19 protein-coding genes are annotated in these 21,276 nt (G+C 37.0%); 7 read left to right on the top strand and 12 right to left on the bottom strand.

Translation table 11 applies throughout. The features are described 5' to 3' along the window. The first annotated feature begins 4 nt into the window (after positions 1-4). Complete coding sequence (locus O0931_RS17730) at positions 5-823, top strand: alpha/beta hydrolase (protein WP_269416819.1); 819 nt, start codon at positions 5-7, stop codon at positions 821-823. A 101-nt stretch (positions 824-924) separates the two neighbouring features. Here the strand turns inward: O0931_RS17730 and O0931_RS17725 are convergent, their stop codons facing one another. The 7 genes from O0931_RS17725 to O0931_RS17695 form a co-directional block, all read right to left on the bottom strand. Then, positions 925-1,893 carry a YpdA family putative bacillithiol disulfide reductase gene (locus O0931_RS17725; RefSeq protein ID WP_269416818.1) on the bottom strand — a complete coding sequence of 323 codons (969 nt, stop codon included), beginning with the start codon at positions 1,891-1,893 and terminating at the stop codon, positions 925-927. A gap of 322 nt (positions 1,894-2,215) precedes the next feature. Then, entirely contained in the window at positions 2,216-3,628 is a 1,413-nt protein-coding gene (locus O0931_RS17720) for an MBL fold metallo-hydrolase (protein ID WP_269416817.1), read from the bottom strand. Positions 3,629-3,765: 137 nt separating this feature from the next. After that, the gene (locus tag O0931_RS17715; protein ID WP_269416816.1) at positions 3,766-4,782 is read right to left on the bottom strand and encodes an asparaginase; all 1,017 of its coding nucleotides are present in this window, start codon (positions 4,780-4,782) and stop codon (positions 3,766-3,768) included. Between the two features lie 401 nt (positions 4,783-5,183). Then, positions 5,184-5,951 carry a TatD family hydrolase gene (locus tag O0931_RS17710; protein WP_269416815.1) on the bottom strand — a complete coding sequence of 256 codons (768 nt, stop codon included), beginning with the start codon at positions 5,949-5,951 and terminating at the stop codon, positions 5,184-5,186. A gap of 131 nt (positions 5,952-6,082) precedes the next feature. Further along, on the bottom strand, positions 6,083-7,078 hold the full coding sequence (locus O0931_RS17705) for an FKBP-type peptidyl-prolyl cis-trans isomerase (protein WP_269416814.1): 996 nt from the start codon (positions 7,076-7,078) through the stop codon (positions 6,083-6,085). 98 nt (positions 7,079-7,176) lie between these two features. Next, complete coding sequence (locus O0931_RS17700; protein WP_269416813.1) at positions 7,177-8,187, bottom strand: DHH family phosphoesterase; 1,011 nt, start codon at positions 8,185-8,187, stop codon at positions 7,177-7,179. 159 nt (positions 8,188-8,346) lie between these two features. Then, a complete protein-coding gene (locus O0931_RS17695; protein ID WP_269416812.1) occupies positions 8,347-10,845 on the bottom strand; it encodes a TonB-dependent receptor in 2,499 nt (832 codons plus the stop codon). 260 nt (positions 10,846-11,105) lie between these two features. Between O0931_RS17695 and O0931_RS17690 the strand changes: the two genes are divergently transcribed. From O0931_RS17690 to O0931_RS17680, 3 genes are all read left to right on the top strand, one after another. Beyond that, positions 11,106-11,525: a nucleoside-diphosphate kinase gene (locus O0931_RS17690; protein ID WP_269416811.1), complete on the top strand. Its 420-nt coding sequence runs from the start codon at positions 11,106-11,108 to the stop codon at positions 11,523-11,525. A gap of 133 nt (positions 11,526-11,658) precedes the next feature. After that, entirely contained in the window at positions 11,659-12,387 is a 729-nt protein-coding gene (gene bamJ, locus O0931_RS17685) for a BamJ family beta-barrel-assembly machinery protein (RefSeq protein WP_269416810.1), read from the top strand. A gap of 56 nt (positions 12,388-12,443) precedes the next feature. After that, entirely contained in the window at positions 12,444-12,623 is a 180-nt protein-coding gene (locus O0931_RS17680; RefSeq protein ID WP_269416809.1) for a hypothetical protein, read from the top strand. A gap of 61 nt (positions 12,624-12,684) precedes the next feature. Here the strand turns inward: O0931_RS17680 and O0931_RS17675 are convergent, their stop codons facing one another. Together O0931_RS17675 and recF are read right to left on the bottom strand one after the other, a co-directional pair. After that, positions 12,685-12,975 (bottom strand): DciA family protein, encoded by a 291-nt coding sequence (locus O0931_RS17675; RefSeq protein ID WP_269416808.1) that lies wholly within the window; start codon positions 12,973-12,975, stop codon positions 12,685-12,687. Then, positions 12,968-14,071 carry a DNA replication/repair protein RecF gene (gene recF, locus O0931_RS17670; protein ID WP_269416807.1) on the bottom strand — a complete coding sequence of 368 codons (1,104 nt, stop codon included), beginning with the start codon at positions 14,069-14,071 and terminating at the stop codon, positions 12,968-12,970. Before recF ends, O0931_RS17675 begins: the two co-directional genes overlap by 8 nt. Here recF and O0931_RS17665 point away from each other — a divergent pair. Both O0931_RS17665 and O0931_RS17660 read left to right on the top strand, forming a co-directional pair. After that, the gene (locus tag O0931_RS17665; RefSeq protein ID WP_269416806.1) at positions 14,055-14,564 is read left to right on the top strand and encodes a hypothetical protein; all 510 of its coding nucleotides are present in this window, start codon (positions 14,055-14,057) and stop codon (positions 14,562-14,564) included. The genes recF and O0931_RS17665 overlap by 17 nt on opposite strands. Before the next feature lie 122 nt (positions 14,565-14,686). Then, complete coding sequence (locus O0931_RS17660) at positions 14,687-15,352, top strand: tetratricopeptide repeat protein (RefSeq protein ID WP_269416805.1); 666 nt, start codon at positions 14,687-14,689, stop codon at positions 15,350-15,352. Positions 15,353-15,464: 112 nt separating this feature from the next. Here the strand turns inward: O0931_RS17660 and pth are convergent, their stop codons facing one another. The 3 genes from pth to O0931_RS17645 all read right to left on the bottom strand — a co-directional run bounded on the left by pth (position 15,465) and on the right by O0931_RS17645 (position 17,879). Next, the gene (pth, locus tag O0931_RS17655; RefSeq protein WP_113950333.1) at positions 15,465-16,025 is read right to left on the bottom strand and encodes an aminoacyl-tRNA hydrolase; all 561 of its coding nucleotides are present in this window, start codon (positions 16,023-16,025) and stop codon (positions 15,465-15,467) included. 238 nt (positions 16,026-16,263) lie between these two features. Beyond that, complete coding sequence (locus tag O0931_RS17650) at positions 16,264-16,848, bottom strand: 50S ribosomal protein L25/general stress protein Ctc (RefSeq protein WP_269416804.1); 585 nt, start codon at positions 16,846-16,848, stop codon at positions 16,264-16,266. A gap of 89 nt (positions 16,849-16,937) precedes the next feature. Next, positions 16,938-17,879 (bottom strand): ribose-phosphate pyrophosphokinase, encoded by a 942-nt coding sequence (locus tag O0931_RS17645; protein ID WP_331283634.1) that lies wholly within the window; start codon positions 17,877-17,879, stop codon positions 16,938-16,940. Positions 17,880-18,234: 355 nt separating this feature from the next. On the opposite strand from O0931_RS17645, the gene O0931_RS17640 reads away from it, so the two are divergent. Further along, complete coding sequence (locus O0931_RS17640) at positions 18,235-21,261, top strand: glycosyltransferase family 117 protein (RefSeq protein WP_269416803.1); 3,027 nt, start codon at positions 18,235-18,237, stop codon at positions 21,259-21,261. Positions 21,262-21,276 lie beyond the last annotated feature (15 nt).

Below are 21,276 nucleotides of genomic sequence, written 5' to 3'. Positions count from 1 at the left end.
CGATATGAAAAAAATAGTCTTACTAACAACTTATTTATTTTTAATAATTAATTCTTTTGCTCAAAATATCCAACAAGCAAAGCCTTTTGTACTCGGCGAAACTCAAACCGTCAATTCTTCAATTTTAAAAGAAAACAGAACACTTAACGTTTACCTGCCGGAAGGCTATTCTCCTGATTCTGCTAAATCTTACCCGGTAATTTATCTTTTAGACGGTTCTGCAAATGAAGACTTTGTGCATGTTGCAGGGTTAGTTCAATTTTTGACTATGATTGAAGCTATGCCAAAATCTATTTTAGTTGGTGTAGCTAATGTAGACAGAAAAAGAGATTTCACCTTCCCTACTTCGATACAAAAGGATTTAAAAGACTTTCCAACGACCGGAAAATCAGAAAATTTTATTTTATTTATAGAGAAAGAACTTCAACCTTTTATTCAAAAGGCGTATAAAGCCAATGCCTCCAAAACAATTATCGGTCAATCGCTTGGCGGCCTATTAGCAACAGAAATCCTGTTGAAAAAACCGCTGCTTTTTACAAATTATATGATTATTAGTCCGAGTTTATGGTGGAATAATGAATCGCTTCTGAATGAAGCGCCTAAGTATTTAACAAAACCATCAGCCGAAGAAATGCAGGTGTATATTTCAGTTGGTACAGAAGGCAAGCAAATGGAAAACGATGCCAAAAAATTGGCTGAGATTTTACAAAGGCATAAAAATATTGAAGTTAATTTTTCACCACTTCCTGAAGAAAACCACCTAACGATTTTGCACCAGGCACTTTATAAAGGTTTTGGCGTTTTATATCCGAAGAAGAAATAAAAAATATATTGGATCGGGATTAAATAAATAAGGCTGTCATTTCCAGCGCAGCCTAGATTCGCTGTGCTTCAGTCGAAATGACGATTTTCAACTCCAGACTTTCAGCTCACTATATTTTTCACGATCATTTCTGCATGAACCCTCGAGTTTTCTATAAAAAGTTTGTGGGTATCCAAACCGCCGCAAACTACACCTGCCAGATACAAACCTTTAACATTGGTTTCCATGGTTTCTTCGTTGTAAAAGGGGCAAAGGCTTTCCGGTAAATCTATACCGAATTTTCTCAGCATCGAAAAATCAGGCTGATAGCCTGTCATGGCGATAACAAAATCATTTGGGATGGTCATTAAACCGTCAGGCGTTTTAACATCAACTTCCCCTTCCCTGATTTCAAGCAATTCAGAATTGAAAAGTGCCTTAATTTCACCTTCCTTTATGCGGTTTTGAATGTCGGGTCGAACCCAGTATTTTACATGCGGACCAAGTTCGCCGCTTCTAACCACCATGGTAACATTAGCGCCTTTTCGGTAAGTTTCGAGAGCGGCATCTACGCCCGAATTATTAGCACCAACAACAACAACATTTTGGAAGGCGTATAAATGCGGGTCTTTGTAATAGTGTGTAACTTTCGGTAAATCCTCGCCAGGAACATTCATTAACAAAGGAACATCGTAAAAACCTGTTGCTACAATTACATTTCCTGAAGTATAAATGGTTTTAGAAGTCGTGATTTCAAAAACACCTTGCTCATTCTTTACAACCTGGTTTACGGTTTCAAAAAGATGAATGTTTAACTCGAATTTTTCTGCAACACGACGATAATATTCTACTGCCTCGTTCCGGTTGGGCTTCGGACTAATCGTTACAAACGGAACACGACCGATTTCTAATTTCTGAGAAGTAGAAAAAAATGTCATGAATACCGGGTAATTGAAGAGGCTGTTTACTAAAGCGCCTTTTTCTACAATCACATAGCTTAAGTTTGCTTTCTGCGCTTCGATGGCACAAGCCATACCGATAGGACCAGCACCGATAATTAATACGTCGTAATGATTTTGAGTTTTTGACATTATAAAATGTTTACCACCTTAGATATATAAGTTTTCTGTGTAAGTGAAAATGATTTTGAATTTAATATTATAAAATTACCATCTTAGACGTTTAAAATCACCTTAGTTTGATGCGTAAATCAGACGCTTTAAACTCGGTTCTAAGGTGCTTAAATAACTAAATTAAACTTTCATTTCCTTACCTGGGCAAGCGAAAATGATTTTGAATTTAATATTATAAAACTACCACCTTAGACGTTTAAAATCACCTTAGTTTGATGCGTAAATCAGACGCTTTAACCTCGGTTGTTCGAAGGTTTCTTAGGTGGTTAAAATAACTAAATTAAACTTTCATTGCCTTACTTGGGCAAGCGAAATCGGTTCTTTTTAAACCGGTGTTTTTTATTGCACCATATCCGCCGGCAACATCGATAACATTTTCTACACCTCTGGATTTTAAAATTGAAGCTGCAATCATGGAGCGATAACCACCTGCGCAGTGAATATAATATGTAGCTTTTGGATTAATTTCACCAGTCCAGTCATTAATAAAATCCAATGGGCGGCTTAAGGTGAAGTCTAAATGTTCCGATTCATATTCACCTGGTTTTCGCACATCTAAAGCAATTACCTCATGTTCATTCGATGCCTGCTCAAAAGCTTCCGCAGAGATAGATTCAATTGTATCGATTTCTTTTCCTGCATCTGTCCACCTTTCGAAACCGCCATCCAGGTAACCAATTGTATTATCGTAACCAACCCGTGTTAATCTGGTAATGGTTTCCTGTTCTTTTCCTTTATCAGTTATCAACAGAATTGGCTGTTCCAAATCTGTTATCAGGGCACCCACCCAGGGCGCAAACTGACCGTTTAAACCAATATTAACGGCGTTGGGGATAAAACCTTTCGCAAAAAGCTGAGGGTCTCTGGTATCAAGCATTATTGCACCGGTTTGATTCGCCATCTGCTCAAATTCATGAGGTGTCAATGCAATTAATCCTTTTTTATAAACCTCATCGATACTGTTAATATCGCCCTTATTAATTGCTGCGTTCTTCGCAAAATATTGTGGTGGCGGCATAATACCATCTGTAACTTCAGCTATAAATTGTTCTTTAGTTTGTGCTTTTAAAGCGTAGTTAACTTCTTTTTGATGGCCTAAGGTATCAAAAGTCTCTTTACTCATGCTTTTTCCGCAAGCGGAACCCGCACCATGAGCAGGATAAACAATCACATCATCAGCCAGAGGTTTAATTTTATCATTTAATGAATCGTAAAGCATTCCTGCTAAATCCTCTTTCGTTAAATGCCCCTTTTGCGCTAAATCAGGGCGACCCACATCTCCTATAAAAAGTGTATCACCACTGAAAATACAGTGATCCTTCCCGGTTTCATCCGTTAATAAATAAGTTGTTGATTCTAATGTATGTCCGGGTGTATGAAGCGCCGTAATCGTTACATCACCAATTTTAAATTGCTCGCCGTCTTTAGCAATATGCGATTTAAATTCTGTTCTGGCTGTTGGTCCATAGATAATTTCTGCACCGGATTTTTCCGCCAGATCTACATGACCGGAAACGAAATCAGCGTGAAAATGCGTTTCAAAAATATACTTAATGGTTGCTCCGGCCTTTTCCGCTTTCTTTAAATAAGTTGAAATTTCCCTGAGCGGATCAATAATTGCCGCTTCGCCATTACTTTCAATGTAATATGCAGCTTCAGCCAAACAACCGGTGTATATTTGTTCTATTTTCATGTTGTAAGTATCAAGAATTGATTATCCAGTATAAAGACAAACTACTGCCTTTAACTATTACTTTAACCTTATAAACAAAAATAGGGCTAAATACTCGTATGAGGAATGACTTACGTCATAATTGCACAACTTTTACTTTAATTCGTTAGTTCGCCGCGTAAAGATTGTTCCATAAGCTTTTTGCTTTCCTCAACCGGCAAACCTAAGCCCATAACGAACATTAGTTTAGTTACCGTTGCTTCAAAGGTTAAATCGAAGCCACTTAAAATACCCATTTGTTGTAATTCGCGGCTGGTTTCATACCTGCCTAATTGTACAGAGCCTTTTTTGCACTGCGAGATATCAATGATGATTTTACCATTGCCTAAAGCATTTTGCAGCGCATCTAAAAACCACTGAGCCGTTGTGGTGTTACCGGAGCCAAAGGTTTCCAAAATAATTGCGTCGACTTTAGAATCGGTAATGGCCTGAACTGCCTGTGGCGTAATACCGGGATATAATTTTAACACTCCGATATTTGAATTGAAATTGGTACGCAAAATTAAAGGCGCTTCAGGGGCTTTTAATATATAGTTTTCATGAAATTGCAAATGCACGCCTGCTTCTGCCAGAATTGAATAATTTGGCGAGCGAAAAGCTTCAAATTTTTCAATGTTATATTTTATAGAACGATTGCCTCTGAATAGCTGGGCATCGAAATAGATGCAAACTTCAGGAACCAATGCTTTACCGTTTTCTTTGGTTGCAGCAATTTCAAGTGCCGTAATTAAGTTTTCCTTTGCATCCGTCCTGATTTCTCCGATAGGCAACTGGGAACCTGTTAAAACAACCGGCTTACCTAAGTTCTCTAACATAAAGCTTAACGCCGAAGCCGTAAAAGCCATTGTATCTGAACCATGTAAAATCACAAAGCCATCATACAAATCGTAATTCGTGTAAATAAGCTGTGCCAGGGTTTTCCAGATTTCAGGATCCATATTTGATGAATCCAAAACCGGATTGAAGGAATGAACATCCAGGTGATAATTTAAGCGACTTAACTCGGGAACGTTTTCTTTTATCTGTTCGAAATTAAAGGGAACTAACATCCCGTTATCCGGGTCATTTATCATACCGATTGTACCGCCGGTATAAATTACAAGGATTTTATTCATCTGGTTTGGTAAAGGTTGCTCAGCGCAAAGAAAGGAAAAAAATATAAATGCTTTAACAAGATTTTCATATTCGCAATCATTCAGCAATATACGATGCTTATTTTATTAAAATAACAATCAATAATCCCGTTTTACTGCAAAATAACAATACACGTTAAAAATACGGTTATTAAATTAATTATTTGGTCTTGAAGAATAGATGTTGACAATAATATACCCTGGGTTAGTTGATTGAGAAAAAATACGAACATATTATATGAATAAGTCATCCTGTTGCGAATAACTTAAATCAGATTTCTGCTAAATAAAAATACTTGTCAAATTGATAAAGAACTCCCGCAGAGGAAAATAATTGTGGCAGAATAAATCTGTGCAGGCAGCGGGATATAAAACTAATTACACTAAATACCAAAAACTTTCTTAGAATTTTCTGTCGTAACGGTCGCAATTTCTTCAACGGAAACACTGTAAATATCCGCTAGTTTTTGAGCAACATAAATGAGATAACTGCTTTCATTTGGTTTTCCCCGAAAAGGAACCGGAGCAAGGTAAGGTGAATCAGTCTCCAACACGAGATTTTCTAACGGAATTTCAGAAAGCACCATGTCCAATCCGGCTTTTTTGTAAGTTACCACACCGCCAATACCTAAGTAGAAATTTAAATCAATGGCTTGTTTCGCCTGTTCTACATTGCCTGTAAAACAATGAAAAATCCCCCGTAATTTTTCATCACGCTCACTTTCTAAAACTTCAAAAACCTCATCAAAAGCTTCACGGCAATGAATAACGATAGGCAAACCTAAATCCTTTGCCCAGCTGATTTGTTTGTGAAAGGCATCTTGCTGAATACTTAGAGTTGTTTTATCCCAATATAAATCGATACCGATTTCGCCGATTGCATATATTTTTCTGCCGGAAATTGTTTCGTAAATAATATCAAGTTGTTCCTGGTAACCCTCTTTCACATCACAAGGATGCAAGCCTGCCATCGCGAAACAATTTTGCGGATATTTATTTACCAGGTCATCAATCCTAGCAATTGAAGCCACATCAACATTTGGCAAGAACAAACGGTTAACACCATTTTCAAGGCAACGCTCCATCAGCAAGGCTTGTTTTTCTGCATCCTGCTCGTAATATAAATGGGTATGCGTATCGGTAAAAATCATAAGGCAAAGTTAAGGATAAAGAGTAAGGAACAAAGAGCAAGAAACAAAGAGGAACACCTAAATATAAATTAGATTTAAATAACAAAGCCCCGGATTTTAAGTTCCGGGGCTTTATAATTTTTATTTTTTTGTTATTGAGCCGGAGTTGTCGGCATTGGCTGAGCAGCAACTGGTGCTGCACTTCCTTTTTTAATTGATTTAATTTCGATATCAAAAACCAAAGGCGTAAAAGGGTTGATTGGACCACCACCATTTTCGCCATAACCTAATTTGGACGGAATGATGATTTTAATTTTACCACCAACACCAATTAACTGAACACCTTCTATGAAACCCGGAGCCAGCTGATTTAAAACTAACGGGCGGGCAGTGTACTGAGCCATTGGCGAGTGAATACCCGCTTCTTTAGCGATCTTCTCGTTTGATGTATCAAAAACATTGATTTTGCCATTACCTTTTTTATTGGTGAACTGACCGGTATAGTCAACCATTACCGTATCCGTTAAAGCAGCTCTTTCAGCATTACCTGGTTTTTCGATAACATATTGTAAACCAGAAGCCGTAGATTTAACTTCTAATTTATTATCATCAATGTATTTTTTGATTTTTGCAGCTTCATTTGCTTTGTTTTTTGCAATTAACGCTTTATATTCTGTTTCGAAGAAAGTTCTTTTCTTTGTTTCGAAAGTAGAATCTGCCTCATTAGCTGCTTTGTGTAATACTTTTTCGATTTTTACAGTGAAAGTAGCATAGTTACTTTTTAAACCCGCTGGTTTCGGCTGACCAGAATATTTAGCCATTGAATCTAAGTTCAATTTAAAAGATGCACTATCGCCTTCACCTAACATTTTCAAAGCTGCAACTAAATCGCCTTTAAACATCGATTTGCTGATCGGAAAAAAAGCAGGACGTTCGTTGTCATACGTATTAACTAAAGTCGAATCCGCATTTGTAGTACCTTCTACCGTTTGAATACCATTTAATTTTACAAAATCACCTTCTTTGATTTTTTCTTTACCTTCATCCTTTAAGATTTTGTATTGCAAATCTCCTTCACCTTTTTTGTAATTGTTACAAGCAGCTAAACCTAATGTTGCTGCAAACAGAATAATTATTCCTTTTTTCATTATTTATTGATTTTTCTTTGTTATGAAGCCTGCTTCGCAGGTTTCATTATTTATTTGATTGATTTTTTTGTTATCAGGTTTAACCCGTTTATTTAATTTTATACGATTAACTGACTTTTATATTCCGGTAATATTGATTTGAATTCTTCAATAACCTCAGTTAATGTTTTCTCTGAGGCACCGCCCGCGGCATTTCTATGTCCGCCGCCATTGAAATATTTTTTACAGATTTCATTTGCAGGGAAATCACCCGTAGAACGTAAAGATAATTTAACTTTATCAGTTCTTTCAACTATTAAGGCTGCCAGACGAATTCCATTTATAGATAAAGCATAATTTACAACGCCTTCCGTATCGCCGGTTGCACTGTGGTATTTAGCAAGTTCTTCCTTTGTAACGGTAATAATTGCCGTATTAAATTCGTGAAAAACTTCCAACTTGTTTGATAAGCAATAACCAAGAAAACGCAAACGATCTTCACTTGCATTATCATAAACCAATTGATGTATTTTCCAGTGTTCAGCGCCTAAATCAATAAGATTTGCAGCAATTCGATACACATTTGAGGTTGCTAAAGGAAAACGAAATGACGCAGAATCGGTCATAATACCAGTATAAAGACAGGTTGCCACATCTTTATTTATACCTTTCTCGTCTTCCATTTGGTTAACAATGAAATCGTAAACCAATTGGGCGGCAGCGCATGCATTAATATCCCAGTTGCGATAATCATCAAAATCTTCCGGCTCGAGATGGTGGTCAATCATAACCTTCTTTGCAGAAGCCGTTCTGACCAGTTCGCCCAGTTCGTTAATCCTGCTTAAGGTATTAAAATCCAAACAGAAAATTATTGCGGCCTCATCAACTAATTTAGCAGATTTTTCCTGCTGCTCTGTGAAAATTATCACATCGGAATTGTTGGGCATCCAATGTAAAAAAACAGGATAATCGGTTGGGGTTATCACTTTTACATGATGTCCTTTTTGAATTAAATAGCCATATAAACCTAAAGATGAGCCCATTGCATCGCCATCAGGTTTATGATGCGTGGTGATGACAATTTTCTGTGGCGTAGCCAGTAAGGATTTTAATTCTGTTAATGTAAGCATAATTTTTGCGCTGCAAAGCTAAGTAAATTTAGCATTAGTTGTGTGCTTATTTAATGCTTTAATAATAAGCAGGTAAAAGTTTGTTTGTTTCATCCAAAAAACAAAACGGGTTAATCCGATAGAAGGATTAACCCGTTTTATATTAGCTAAAAGCATTTACTAAAATCTATAAGATAACGTGGTAACAAACTGGCGGGGCGGAATTGGGTTAACACTATAGTTTTCATGAACAAAATAATTAAGTTCATTGGTAATGTTTGCAACTTTTGCCAATAGTGAAATCTTTTTCCAGTTATATCCTGCTGAAAAATCAAACGTTGTAAAAGCACTTAAAGGAATTAATCGGCTATAATTTTGAATTTTGGTGTCATTGTAGCCGCCATTACGGGCGCCTGTGTAATATGCTGATGCGCCCAGCTTTAAGCCTTTTATGCCGCCTTCCTGAAAAGTATAAAATAATGTACCGTTTGCCGTATTTTTAGTAGATCCCACCAGTCTCTGGCCTTCAACTACCCCGCCAAGCGTTACGGTTCTGGTTGCATTTGGGTTGGCGGTTGTAGGATTTGGAACGGTGTAAACTGTTTTATCGCGGGTTTCCGTGTAACGGATAAAGTTATAACTATAACCAGCAATGAAATTTAATCCTTTTACGATAGTCCCTGTAATGTCAAGTTCAAGCCCGTCGCTCAGCGTTTTCCCATTAAGTTCTTTAATATTTGCATCCCCATTTGGCGCGCCCTGTGCATTTAACAGTGCCTGTTGTGCGAATTTGTTATTTGCAATTCTGTACACCGTTAAATTAGCAGATAACCTGCCTTTAAATAAGTCGTTTTTAATGCCGGCTTCATATTGATCTACAGTCGATGGATCAAGTGGCGCCAGGTTAATATCCGTACCGGTATTTTGAATAAAATTGTTTGCGTAACTAACATATAATGAAGTTGTTTTTAAAGGCTGGTAAATCAATCCAAATTTTGGAGAAAATGCATTTTCTGTTTTCGATTTATCTAAACTGTTTACGCTTAACGTTTGCACACCGGTCACTAAATTTGTAGAAACTGTTCTGGGTGTTTTTTGAAAAGTATAACGAATACCTGCAAGTATTTTGAATTTTTCGGTAATAGAAACCAAATCCTGAACAAAAGTACCCATGCGATAAAGTGGCGCAAAGGTTTGAGTAGTCATAGTAGCAATCGGCTCTATCCCTGATCCATAATAAGTTGTGGGGTCGAGCAGGTTAACGTTACCATAATTAAAAGCAGTTAAATTATTATTAAAAACGAAGCCACCACTGGTTGTTCTGGACTGGTCTGCATCCGCACCGACTAACAAGGTATGGGTTACATTTCCTGTTTTGAAGGAACCGTTTAAATTAATCTGCTGGTTGTAGGTAAATTCTTTTGTTTTTGAGCGGGTAACATTACGTTGCGCAATCCCATACGGAAGTGCAGTAGCCGCAAGCTGGTCAGCAAACGGTCGCTCTGCACTAAAGTAATTACGGTTATAAGATTGAAGATTTGCCAGAACATTCAGTTTCCAGTTATCGTTAAATTTATGATTTACATTTAACTGGGAAGTAACTGTATTTGTATTGTTGTATGCCCAGGGCGCATTTACAAATGCGCTGCGACCAATATCAATAATCTGATTGTTTACGGTACCGATACCAAAATCCGGCGTCATGTCGCTTTTTAAATAATCACCTTGTAGCAAAATGTCGGTTTTCTCATTAATTTTATACAGTAAAGATGGATTTACATATATTCTGTTAGAATTAACTGTGTTTCTAAAACTCGCAGCATCTTCATAGTTACCAATTAAACGAAAAGCTAAATTCTTTGTAATGGGCCCATATACATCGCCTGTTGGCTTATACATATCATAACTGCCACCACGCATTGAAACTTCACCCCCATATTCAAATTTTGGTCTTTTAGTTACCAAATTCACTACTGCCCCGCCGGTTACACCGCCATATAATAGTGCAGCACTTCCCTTTAGTACCTCGATAGATTCTAAAGTACTAACCTCAGGCATACCACCACTGGTGGCACGAGCGCCATTTTTAAAAACATTATTTGTACCAAGGCTGTAGCCACGGGCGAAGAAAGTTTCGCCGCTTACCGAACCACGATTTTCTCCAAACGCAACACCATTAACATTTTTTAATACATCGCTTAAACGGTTCGCCTGCTGATCGGTAATCACCTGGTTGCCGATAACCTGAACTGCCTGTGGTAAATCAATTGGTGCAATCGCTATTTTACCCAAATTAACAGGCTTTTTATTTGGCGTTTTATAACCGTTAACAGATACTTCATCTAATTGTGAAGCTGATTCTGAAATGGAGAAATCTAAAGTAGCTGATGCTCCTTCAGCAATTGAAATTTGCCCTTCCTGGGCTTTAACACCAACAGCAGAGATTTTTACTACATATGTACCTGCGGGTAAATTTTTGATTGTGAAACTCCCACTTTCGTCAGTTTGAGTCGTTTTATTCATATTTTTCAAACCAACACTTACATAAGCGGCGGGCTTGCCGTCGCTGGTTTTTATGTAGCCGTTAATACTTCCCGTTTTTGTTTGGGCCATCAGATCTAATGATGCAAACAGCAGTACGACCACAATGCCAAGAAGGTGTGTAAATTTTTTAGTCATGATTATCTGGATTGATTCTAAACAGCCGCAAAGGTAATATTGGTCATTTAAATTCCAAATTTATTTAGACTTATTTTAAATAAAACTTAAATCATCATAATTTCATATTAATCCCGCTTTAATTTGATGGAGCTAAAATTAATAATACATTAAAGGAGCAAACTGACGTTTATCAAAGGCCGGAAAAGTTTAAAGAATAATAAACATTTCTATTTCATCAATTAAAACGTATTTTTGCAAAAAATTTGATATTAAGTACAATGAGCACTAACAGAACTTTTACTATGATTAAGCCGGATGCAGTTGCTAATGGCCACATCGGAGCAATCTTAAATGATATTACTAATGCGGGTTTCAAAATCATTGCATTAAAGTATACTAAGCTAACTGACGAGACTGCCGGCCAGTTTTATGCAGTACACGCAGAACGCCCTTTTTACAAAGATTTAGTTGGCTTCATGTCATCAGGACCAATTGTTGCAGCTATCCTGGAGAAAGACAATGCCATTGAAGATTTCAGAAAATTAATCGGTGCGACCAATCCTGCTGAAGCCGCAGAAGGCACTATCCGCCAGAAATATGCTAAATCTATCGATGCAAATGCAGTTCATGGATCAGATTCTGATGAAAATGCCGAGATTGAAGGAAACTTTTTCTTCAAAGCTGACGAGCGTTTCTAAGCATTCATTCAAAATATAAATTTAAAACCTCGATTATTCGGGGTTTTATTGTTTTATAAGTTTTGTATCTTTCGGCCCATAAATAATAATAATTAAGAGTTGTTATCTGTTAACAACAATCAAAATCATTCAAATGAAAAAAATTTTCTTAACGATATTTGTTTCAGGTATCTCCATTACATCATTTGCGCAGACGAAAAAACCTGTTGCAAAAAAACCTGCTGCTACAGCTAAAACAATTTCGGCGCCTGTAGTTTTAAAATCCGGCTTAGATTCTGTTAGTTATGCATTCGGCTCATCTATTGGTGCGAGTTTAAAAACGACCGGATTGTCTACCATGAATTATGATGTGTTGCTAAAAGGACTAAAAGATGCATTTACTGGCGGTAAAGTTATTTTAAATCAGCAACAAGCACAACAATGTATTAATGAGGCGCTAACGAACGCTAACAAAGACAAATTTACAGGAAACATTACCGAAGGCAAAACATTTTTAGAGCAGAATAAGAAACGTGCAGGTGTAAAAACAACTGCAAGCGGACTACAATATGAAGTTTTAACTGCCGGAACCGGTGCTAAACCAACTGCTGCAACAGATTCAGTTTTAGTAAATTACAAAGGCACTTTATTAAATGGAAAGCAATTTGATAGTTCTTATGACAGAGGTGAGCCAATTAGTTTCCCGTTAAACCGTGTAATACCAGGCTGGACAGAAGGTGTTCAGTTGATGAATACAGGTTCAAAATACAAATTATTTGTACCCTACAATTTAGCTTACGGCGAACGTGGTTATGGTCCTGACATACCACCTTACAGCACCTTAATTTTCGAAATTGAATTGTTAAAAGTTAACGGTAAGTAATAATACTATAAAACATTTTTTCTCTTTCAGGTGTTAGCTATATCAAAATTAACATCATGAAAAGAACATTCCCTTTAGTACTGATTGCATTTTTATGCACAACACTTAGCAGTTGCGAACTTATAGGTGGTATTTTTAAAGCCGGCGTTTGGACAGGCGTAATTGTTATTGTTATTGTAGTGGCACTGTTAATATGGATACTTGCTAAAGTATTCGGTGGCGGAAACAAAGGGTAGCAATATATACTCTATCAATCATAAAAAAGGTTAAAGACTAAAATCTTTAACCTTTTTTATGTTACAGAAAAACCATTTCATTAATAACCTCGCTCCCTGCATGGGCATTAAGCTTTTGAATAATACCTTGACGAACCATAACCAGTTCGTTTTTTATTACTGACGATTCTATACGAATGAACAGTTTTTTATCGTGTATATAAATTTGTTTGGTTCTGTTTGCGATTGCTGTACCCATAATTTCCGGCCAGATGGCTAATATGGAAGTTTCGTCGAATTTACGGCGCAAACGATACACATCCAGCATTTTGCTGATGGCATCTTTAAGGGTAAAATCATTCGGTTTACGCATTTTGTATTTGTCCGTTTTCCACTTCAAACAAAGTTACATCAACTTCTATGTTATTAAAAATTGATTTGACTCTTTCTATCCCTGTATCGGTAATAAATATTTGTCCGAAATCGTGATGAGAAACCATTTGCATAAGCTTATGTACGCGGTTGTCATCAAGTTTATCAAAAATATCATCTAAAAGAAGTAATGGCTTAAAACCCTTGTTTTTTGCCAGGTAAGCATATTGTGCCAGTTTCAATGCAATTAAAAAAGATTTTTGCTGCCCTTGCGAACCAAACTTTTTCAAAGGCATTCCACTTATAATAAAAACAAGTTCATCCTTATGGATGCCGGCCGTTGTTCGTTCCAGAACCCTGTCTTTTTCAACTGATTTCTGCAACAATGCTTCAAATGAATTTTCGCTCAATTGCGATTGATAATTCAATTCTACGGCTTCCCTATTATCAGTAAGGTAACTGTAGTATTGATTAAACAATGGAATAAAAGCATCCATAAAAGCTTTTCGGGTTGCAAAAATCTGATTACCGGAAGCAACTAATTGCTCATCTAAGATTTCGAGCAGGGCTGCATCGTATCGTTTGGTTATCGCAATTTGTTTCAATAAAGCATTCCGGTTGGTTAAGATTCGATTATAAGCAATCAACTGATCCAGGTAAAATGAATCTGTTTGTGAAATTACATTATCAATAAATTTCCGGCGTTCTTCACTTCCTTCCATAATCAGGTTTACGTCGTAAGGCGAAACCATCACAACCGGAAATAAACCAATATGATCGGCAAGTTTATCGTACGCTTTCTTATTTCTTTTAAACTGCTTTTTTTGGTTTCTTTTAACCCCACAGCTTATTTTTTCGTTTTTTTCATTCCGATCGAAATCACCCTGAATCATAAAAACATCTTCACCACTTTTAATCTGCTGACCGTCAATCGGATTAAAATAACTTTTACATAAGCAGAGGTAATGGATTGCATCGAGCATATTGGTTTTGCCTGAGCCGTTATTGCCTGTAAAAACGTTTACGGTTTCAGAAAAGCTGATCCCGGCATCGCTATAATTTTTAAAATTAAGAAGGGTAATGTTTTTTAACCACATAAATTATGATGCAATTTACCGATTTTTTACCCTTGAAAGGGCCAATGTTAAAAATAAAGCTTACATTCATCGCAAGGAAAAATATATGGTTGCGCAAAAAATGTTAGAAGGAAATGTTCTTTGGTCATACGACCATGAACTTAACGATGAAAAAAAATTCAGCTGGGTAAAAAAGATTGCAGGAATGTTTTCGTTTTTAAAGCCACTACATAATCACGAAGGTAATATCTTACTGGCATCAAATGGTCTTTTTATAACCGGAGATGAACATTTAGAACTTCCTTTATCACAAATTGAAGAAGTATACATGGGCTTTGATGAATTATTCCCGGCTTCTGCAGTGAAAAATTTTGGCCTGTTCTGGCAGCCGATAAGAATCAAATCTTTTAGGAACCATTCGGAGCATCAAACAATTTACCTTATAATAAACCATACCGGTATTTTTAGTGATAATAAAACATGGTTTCATACCCTGATTAGTTTATTAAGGTAAAAGAATTGCTTATTCCAAATTCGTAATGGCTAAATAACTATAGTTTAAACAAATACTTGAAAATAAAGATTGATACTTTGATTGAAAAACGTATTTTTGCAATCTTAATTTTTTAAACCAACATGTCTACAACAGATAACCAGACAACTCAACCTATTAAAAAAGGTTCTTTTTTACAGGAAAACAATAAAAGCCTGTTGTTTATAGCAGGTGCTATAATCGTTTTAATTGGTGTTTATTTTTGGTACCAGAATGTATATTTAAAAGACCGTGCGAAAGAGGCTGCAAGCAAAATGTTTAAAGCAGAACAATTGATCGGTGTTGATTCATTATCAAATAAAGCGATTAAAGGTGAGGGTGGTTACCCTGGATTAGAGCAAATTGCTAAAGATTACGATAACACAAAATCAGCAAATTTGGCGAACCTTTATTTAGGCGGCATCTATTTACGCAAAGGCGAGTACAAGCAAGCTGTTGATGCGTTAAGTAAATATAGCGCTACCGGAAGCCCGGTTGCAGATCCATTAGCTTTAGGCTTATTGGGGGATGCTTACAGCGAATTGAAAGACTATAAACAAGCATTAACTTATTATAAAAAAGCTGCTGATAAATCGAGCAAATTTACTTCCCCTATGTTTTTAAAGAAAATAGGTCTGGTAAATGAAAGCCTTAAAGATTTTAAAGGCGCTGTTGAAGCTTATACAAAAATTAAAACCCAATACCCTGAAAGCCAGGAAGCACAATTAGTTGATGCTTACATTGCAAGAGCTCAGGAACAAGTTAAATAATCATTAACTAACTATAATAGCACTCAGAGACCATCGAAAGATGGTCTTTTTTTGTTTAGACTCACAGCGTCATTGCGAGGTAAGAAGCAATGACGACTTTAGAAATAACGGACTATTTATTAAAAGCAGTCATGGTATGGGCCGGACCGACGGTTACAAAGCTCTTGATAAGATCAACGCTTTTATCTATCAGCGCAGGTAATTCCAGCTGTTCGTTTTTATCAAATAAGCCTAATACAAAATCAACCTGTCTTCCTTTAGGGTAATCGTTACCAATGCCGAAACGTAAGCGGGCGTAGTTCTGTCCGCCACAAACTTCTTCGATACTCTTTAAACCATTATGGCCTGCGCTGCTACCCTGTAGCTTTAAACGAAGTTTACCCAGGGGTAAAGCTAAATCATCAACAATAACCAAAACATTTTCAGGCGCTATCTTGAGTTCTTTCATCCAATAGTTTACGGCTTTACCGCTCAGGTTCATGAAAGTGGTTGGTTTAATTACGTGTAGTTTCTTGCCTTTAAAACTTACTTCTGAATAATAAGCCAGCCGGATGTTTTCAAAACTTCCGCCTAAACCCTTTACAAGTTCATCAGCGATATCAAAACCAATATTATGTCGCGTATGGGCATAATCCGGACCGATATTTCCTAAACCAACGATGAGATATTTCATAAGCGTAAAGGTAAAAGCTTAAAGCGAAAAGAGCAAAGGTGAAGGAAAAAAGAGAAGATTAATAAGAAAAGACGGTTTTGATGGGAAATGATAGATGTTGGATGGAGTATGGAAAATGGTAGATGTCAAATGGATGATGGAAAGAAATCCTGAAAATCCAGTAATCCTTAAATCCTGGCTAAAAAAAAGCGGTGCAAATAAATTTGCACCGCTTAATCCTTTAATCAGAAAATCCTGACTATTTTTTACCTTTAGCAGCTTCGGTTTCTGCTTGTTTTAATGCTCTAGACATTGCAACTGAAACGATAGTATCTTCAGGTGTGTTAGTGATAGCATATTTATCGCCTTTTAAATCGCGAACACGGAATAAGCTACCAACTTCTAATTTTTCTAAACTTACTTCAACGTTTTGAGGCATATCAGCAGGTAAAGCTTTAACACGAAGTTTACGTAATTTCTGGATTAACTTACCACCCATTTTAACACCTGGAGAAGTTCCTGTTAATTTTACAGGGATTTCCATTACGATTTCTTTTTCATCAAATAACTGAAGAAAATCGATGTGCATTAATACATCAGTAAGTGGGTGGAATTGAGTGTCTTTTACGATAGCTTTAGTTTTTGTACCGTTAACATCAATCTCTACAAAGTTCACTTCCGGGGTATAAATAACATCTCTTAAGTCAGCAATAACCACAGCTAAGTGTTGTTGCTCTTTTCCACCATACAATACCGCCGGAACTTTACCTTCGTAACGAAGTTCCTTGGCATCGCGTTTCCCTACGTTCTCTCTTGGAGAACCGCTAATTGCGATTGTTTTCATTTTATTTATATTTATTTATTAAAATTCGTTTTGCGTCTGTCGTCTATCGCTGAATCGTAAAAACGAATAACGAAAAACGACCAACGTTTTTATACTCTAAACAAATCGCTGATTGAGCCATGTTCGTTTACATTAGCAATTGCTCTTGCAAATAAACTCGCTGTACTCAGCACCCTGATTTTCGAACTCTCCTGTTTTAAAGGGATCGTATCAGTAACAATTAATTCTGATAATACAGAATTTTCAACTGTTTCTATTGCTTTGCCTGATAATACTGCGTGCGTACAAACTGCTCTTACACTTGCAGCGCCATTTTCCATAATTAAAGCCGCAGCTTTCGATAAGGTGCCAGCGGTATCGCAAATATCATCAATCAGCACAACATCCTGTCCCGTAACATCACCGATAATCGACATTGATTCGATTTCGTTAGCACGTTTACGGCGTTTATCACAAATAATAACCTCGGCATTAAAAAATTTCGCAAAGGTACGAGCCCTGTACGAACCGCCCATATCTGGCGATGCGATGGTTAAATTTGGCAGGTTTAAGCTTTTGATATAAGGAACAAATATCACCGAACCATCTAAGTGATCGACCGGAATATCAAAAAATCCCTGTATCTGTGCAGCATGCAAATCCATCGTCATAATACGGTGAATACCTGCTGATTTTAACAAATTAGCAACCAATTTAGCTCCGATTGCCACACGCGGTTTATCTTTTCTATCCTGACGGGCCAAACCATAATAAGGAACAACTGCTGTTATGTAATGTGCTGAAGCTCTTTTTGCGGCATCAACCATTAACAAAAGTTCCATTAAATTATCGCTGGGCTGATAAGTAGATTGGATTAAAAAAACATCGCAGCCCCGGATTGATTCATCAAATGAAGGCTGAAACTCGCCATCGCTAAATTTGTGAATGGTAACTTCACCAAGTGGTTTGCCGTAACTTTCAGCAATTTTTAGTGATAATCCTCTTGAACCTGTTCCGGAAAATAATTTAACCGGGTTAAACTGCAATGGCATGATCCGTGAGTAGTTTACGGTTTAAAAAAAATCGGATCATGCATTTTTGAAATACACGATCCGATGCTAAATTTTGTTGTCCGACCTGGATTCGAACCAAGACAAACAGTACCAAAAACTGTCGTACTACCCTTATACTATCGGACAAAAGCTTTTCGAGGATATATCCCCGAAAGGGAATGCAAATGTAGGCAGCATATTTTAAATATGCAAGAGCGATTTAAAAAAAAATAAAAATTATGCTGCGTTCAAAAGGATTGAAAAATTATTCGCCCATTGTGCAACGTTTTTATTTTAAATCCGACTTTATAGGTTAAAACCTATAATCGTTTTACTATCAATTACTAAACTGACCATGACTTATCCGAAAATCAACAACTTAACCGGTTGGCTGTGTTTTTTTATTGCCGCTGTAACTTACATTTTAACTTTAGATCAATCTGCAAGTTTTTGGGACTGCGGCGAATTTATTGCTTCAGCTTTCCGATTAGAAGTTGTTCATCAACCCGGAGCACCGCTGGTATCTATGATTCAAAGGATATTTTCTGCTTTTGCTTTAGGCGATGTAACCAGAGTAGCCTATTTCATGAATGTTGCTTCTGCCTTGGCAAGTGCAGCTACCATATTGTTTTTATTCTGGACAATTACGGCACTGGCAAAACGAGTTTTAGTTAAGGCGAATGAGGAAATTACAAGCGCTAAAACGATAAGCATTATTGGAGCAGGACTGGTCGGTGCATTAGCCTACACCTATTCAGATAGTTTTTGGTTTTCGGCAGTAGAGGCAGAAGTTTATGCTTTATCTTCGCTTTGTACAGCTGTGGCCTTCTGGGGCATTTTAAAATGGGAATCACAGGCGGAGCAACCTCGTGCTGACCGATGGCTGGCTTTTGTCGCTTACGTGATTGGCCTTTCAATTGGTGTACACTTATTAAACCTCCTGGTTATCCCTGCCGTTGTTTTTGTTTATTACTTCCGAAAAACCCCAAACCCTACCAATAAAGGAATTATCAAAACGTTTTTGGTTTCTGTTTTGATTCTTGCATTTGTTCAATTCGGTATTATTCAATATTCAGTTTCAACCGCAGCTTATATCGATTTGTTTTTTGTGAATACTTTAGGCTTAGGTTTTGGAACAGGCATTTTATTTTTTGCCATCTTACTTATTTCAGCACTGGTTTTTGCAATAAGGTATTCCATTCAAAAGAAAAAACAGGTTTTGAATTTAGCTCTGGTATCAACAGTACTGCTCATATTTGGCTACAGTTCTTTTTCAATGTTGATAATCAGGGCACATGCAAAACCAAACTTAAATAATACAAATCCCGAAAATGCCTTCACGTTTCTAAATTATGTAAATCGTGCCCAGTATGGTGACCGGCCATTATTATATGGAGAAAACTATAATTCTGAAAAAATCGATATTAAAGAAACCGGGAAGCTTTACCGAAAAGGTGATAAAAAATACGAACCCGCAGGAACCAAATCTGATTATGTATTTGCAGAAAACACTTTATTACCAAGAATGTACAGCGATAAACCTGAACATGTACAGTTTTATAAAAGCTGGATGGGTTTTGATGATTCGCACAAACCTGGTTTTATAGATAACCTGAATTATATGTTTTCTTTTCAGGCTGGCCAGATGTACATGCGTTACTTTATGTGGAACTTTGTTGGCCGCCAAAACAATCAGGATGGACAAGTGGGTGAAAACGGTGGTGGCTGGTTAAGCGGCGTGAAGCCTGTTGATGCGATTCGACTAGGCGATCAGAAAAACTTACCGCCATCAATTGTAGATAATAAAGCTTATAACCGGTTCTTCTTTCTGCCATTTATTTTAGGGTTAATTGGTGCGGTTTGGCATTTCAAGAGAAATCAAAAACAAGCCGGTATTATTGGATTGTTATTTTTCTTTACCGGTGTTGCCATAGTTCTATACCTAAACTCTGTTCCAATTGAACCCCGCGAGCGGGATTATGCCTATGTCGGTTCATTCTACGCCTTTTCAATCTGGATTGGTTTAAGTGTAATTGGGTTGAAAGAATGGCTATTAAAAAAAATGACGCCTGTGAAATCCGCAATTTTTGCGTCCTTAATTGCGCTTATTGCGGCCCCACTCCTAATGGCAAACCAAGGTTGGGACGACCATAACCGTTCAGAAAGCCATTTGGCAAGAGATATTTCTATTGATTACCTGAAATCATGTGCACCGAACGCTATACTGTTTACGTACGGCGACAATGATACTTTTCCGGTTTGGTATGCACAAGAAGTTGAGCACGTTCGTCCTGATGTTAGAATTGTAAACCTGAGTTTGTTTACCGCAGACTGGTATATCGATGGCATGAAACGTAAACAGAACGATTCAACACCACTTCCCATTTCGATGAAACCAAGTCAGTATGCCGAAGGCACCCGCGATGTAATCTATTATCAGGATTTTAAAATTGCACAAAATGTTGAGTTAAAACAATTGATGGAAGTTTTATTATCGGATAATGATGAAGATAAAATAACACTTCAGGATGGTTCGAAGGCCAATGTTTTACCAACGAAAAACTTTAAACTTAGCGTTAACCAGCGGGAAGTACTTGATACAGGCACAGTTCCTGTTGAAGATGCCGGCAAAATTGCAAATAGCATGGAGTGGACTTATAATTCCGATTACTTAACAAAAGGTACTTTGGCATTGCTTGATATATTGACACATAACAATTGGAAAAGACCAATTTATTTTAGTGCCGCCATGCCCGATGAACAATATGTTGGGTTGAATAAATATTTGTATTCGGAAGGATTAAATTACCGTCTGCTGCCGCTGAAACCCGACACTTCGAAGCAGGGCATATTTGAACAGGTGAATGTGAAACCCTTTTTAAAAAACATGCTTACCAATTATAATTACGGAAATATTAAATATGCGAATCACTTAGACAGGCAATCGGCAGATGATGTAACCATGTTTTCTAATATGTTTAACAGTTTGATTGGCGGATTAATTAATGAAGGCAAAATTGCAGAAAGTAAAGCAGTAGTGAACAAATACTATGAAGTGATGCCGCTTAAATTTTACAGCATGCGCCACCTAATGAGTTCATTTTATTTTACTGAAAATCTTTACCGGCTAAATGATTTAAACCGGGCAAATGCCTTTATCAATCAATCAGCAGATTATATGAAAAAAGAATTAACGCATCTTGCTGATGTTGCTGAAAGCAAAAAAAGATTATCATCAGAAAGAGATGTTCATGTTTATATGACTTACCTGGGGCAAATGGTGAAACTCACCCAGGTTTACAAACAAACCAAAATGAGCAATAAACTTGAAAAGCAATACAATCAATTCATGACCAGATTTTCGCCTTTTCTTGGCAGTTAGTTTCAATACCGGTTA

Source organism: Pedobacter rhodius (genome assembly GCF_027213645.1).
GTDB lineage: Bacteria > Bacteroidota > Bacteroidia > Sphingobacteriales > Sphingobacteriaceae > Pedobacter > Pedobacter rhodius.
Note: the sequence above shows the minus strand (reverse complement) of the source record. Positions and strands in the feature narration are given on the sequence as shown.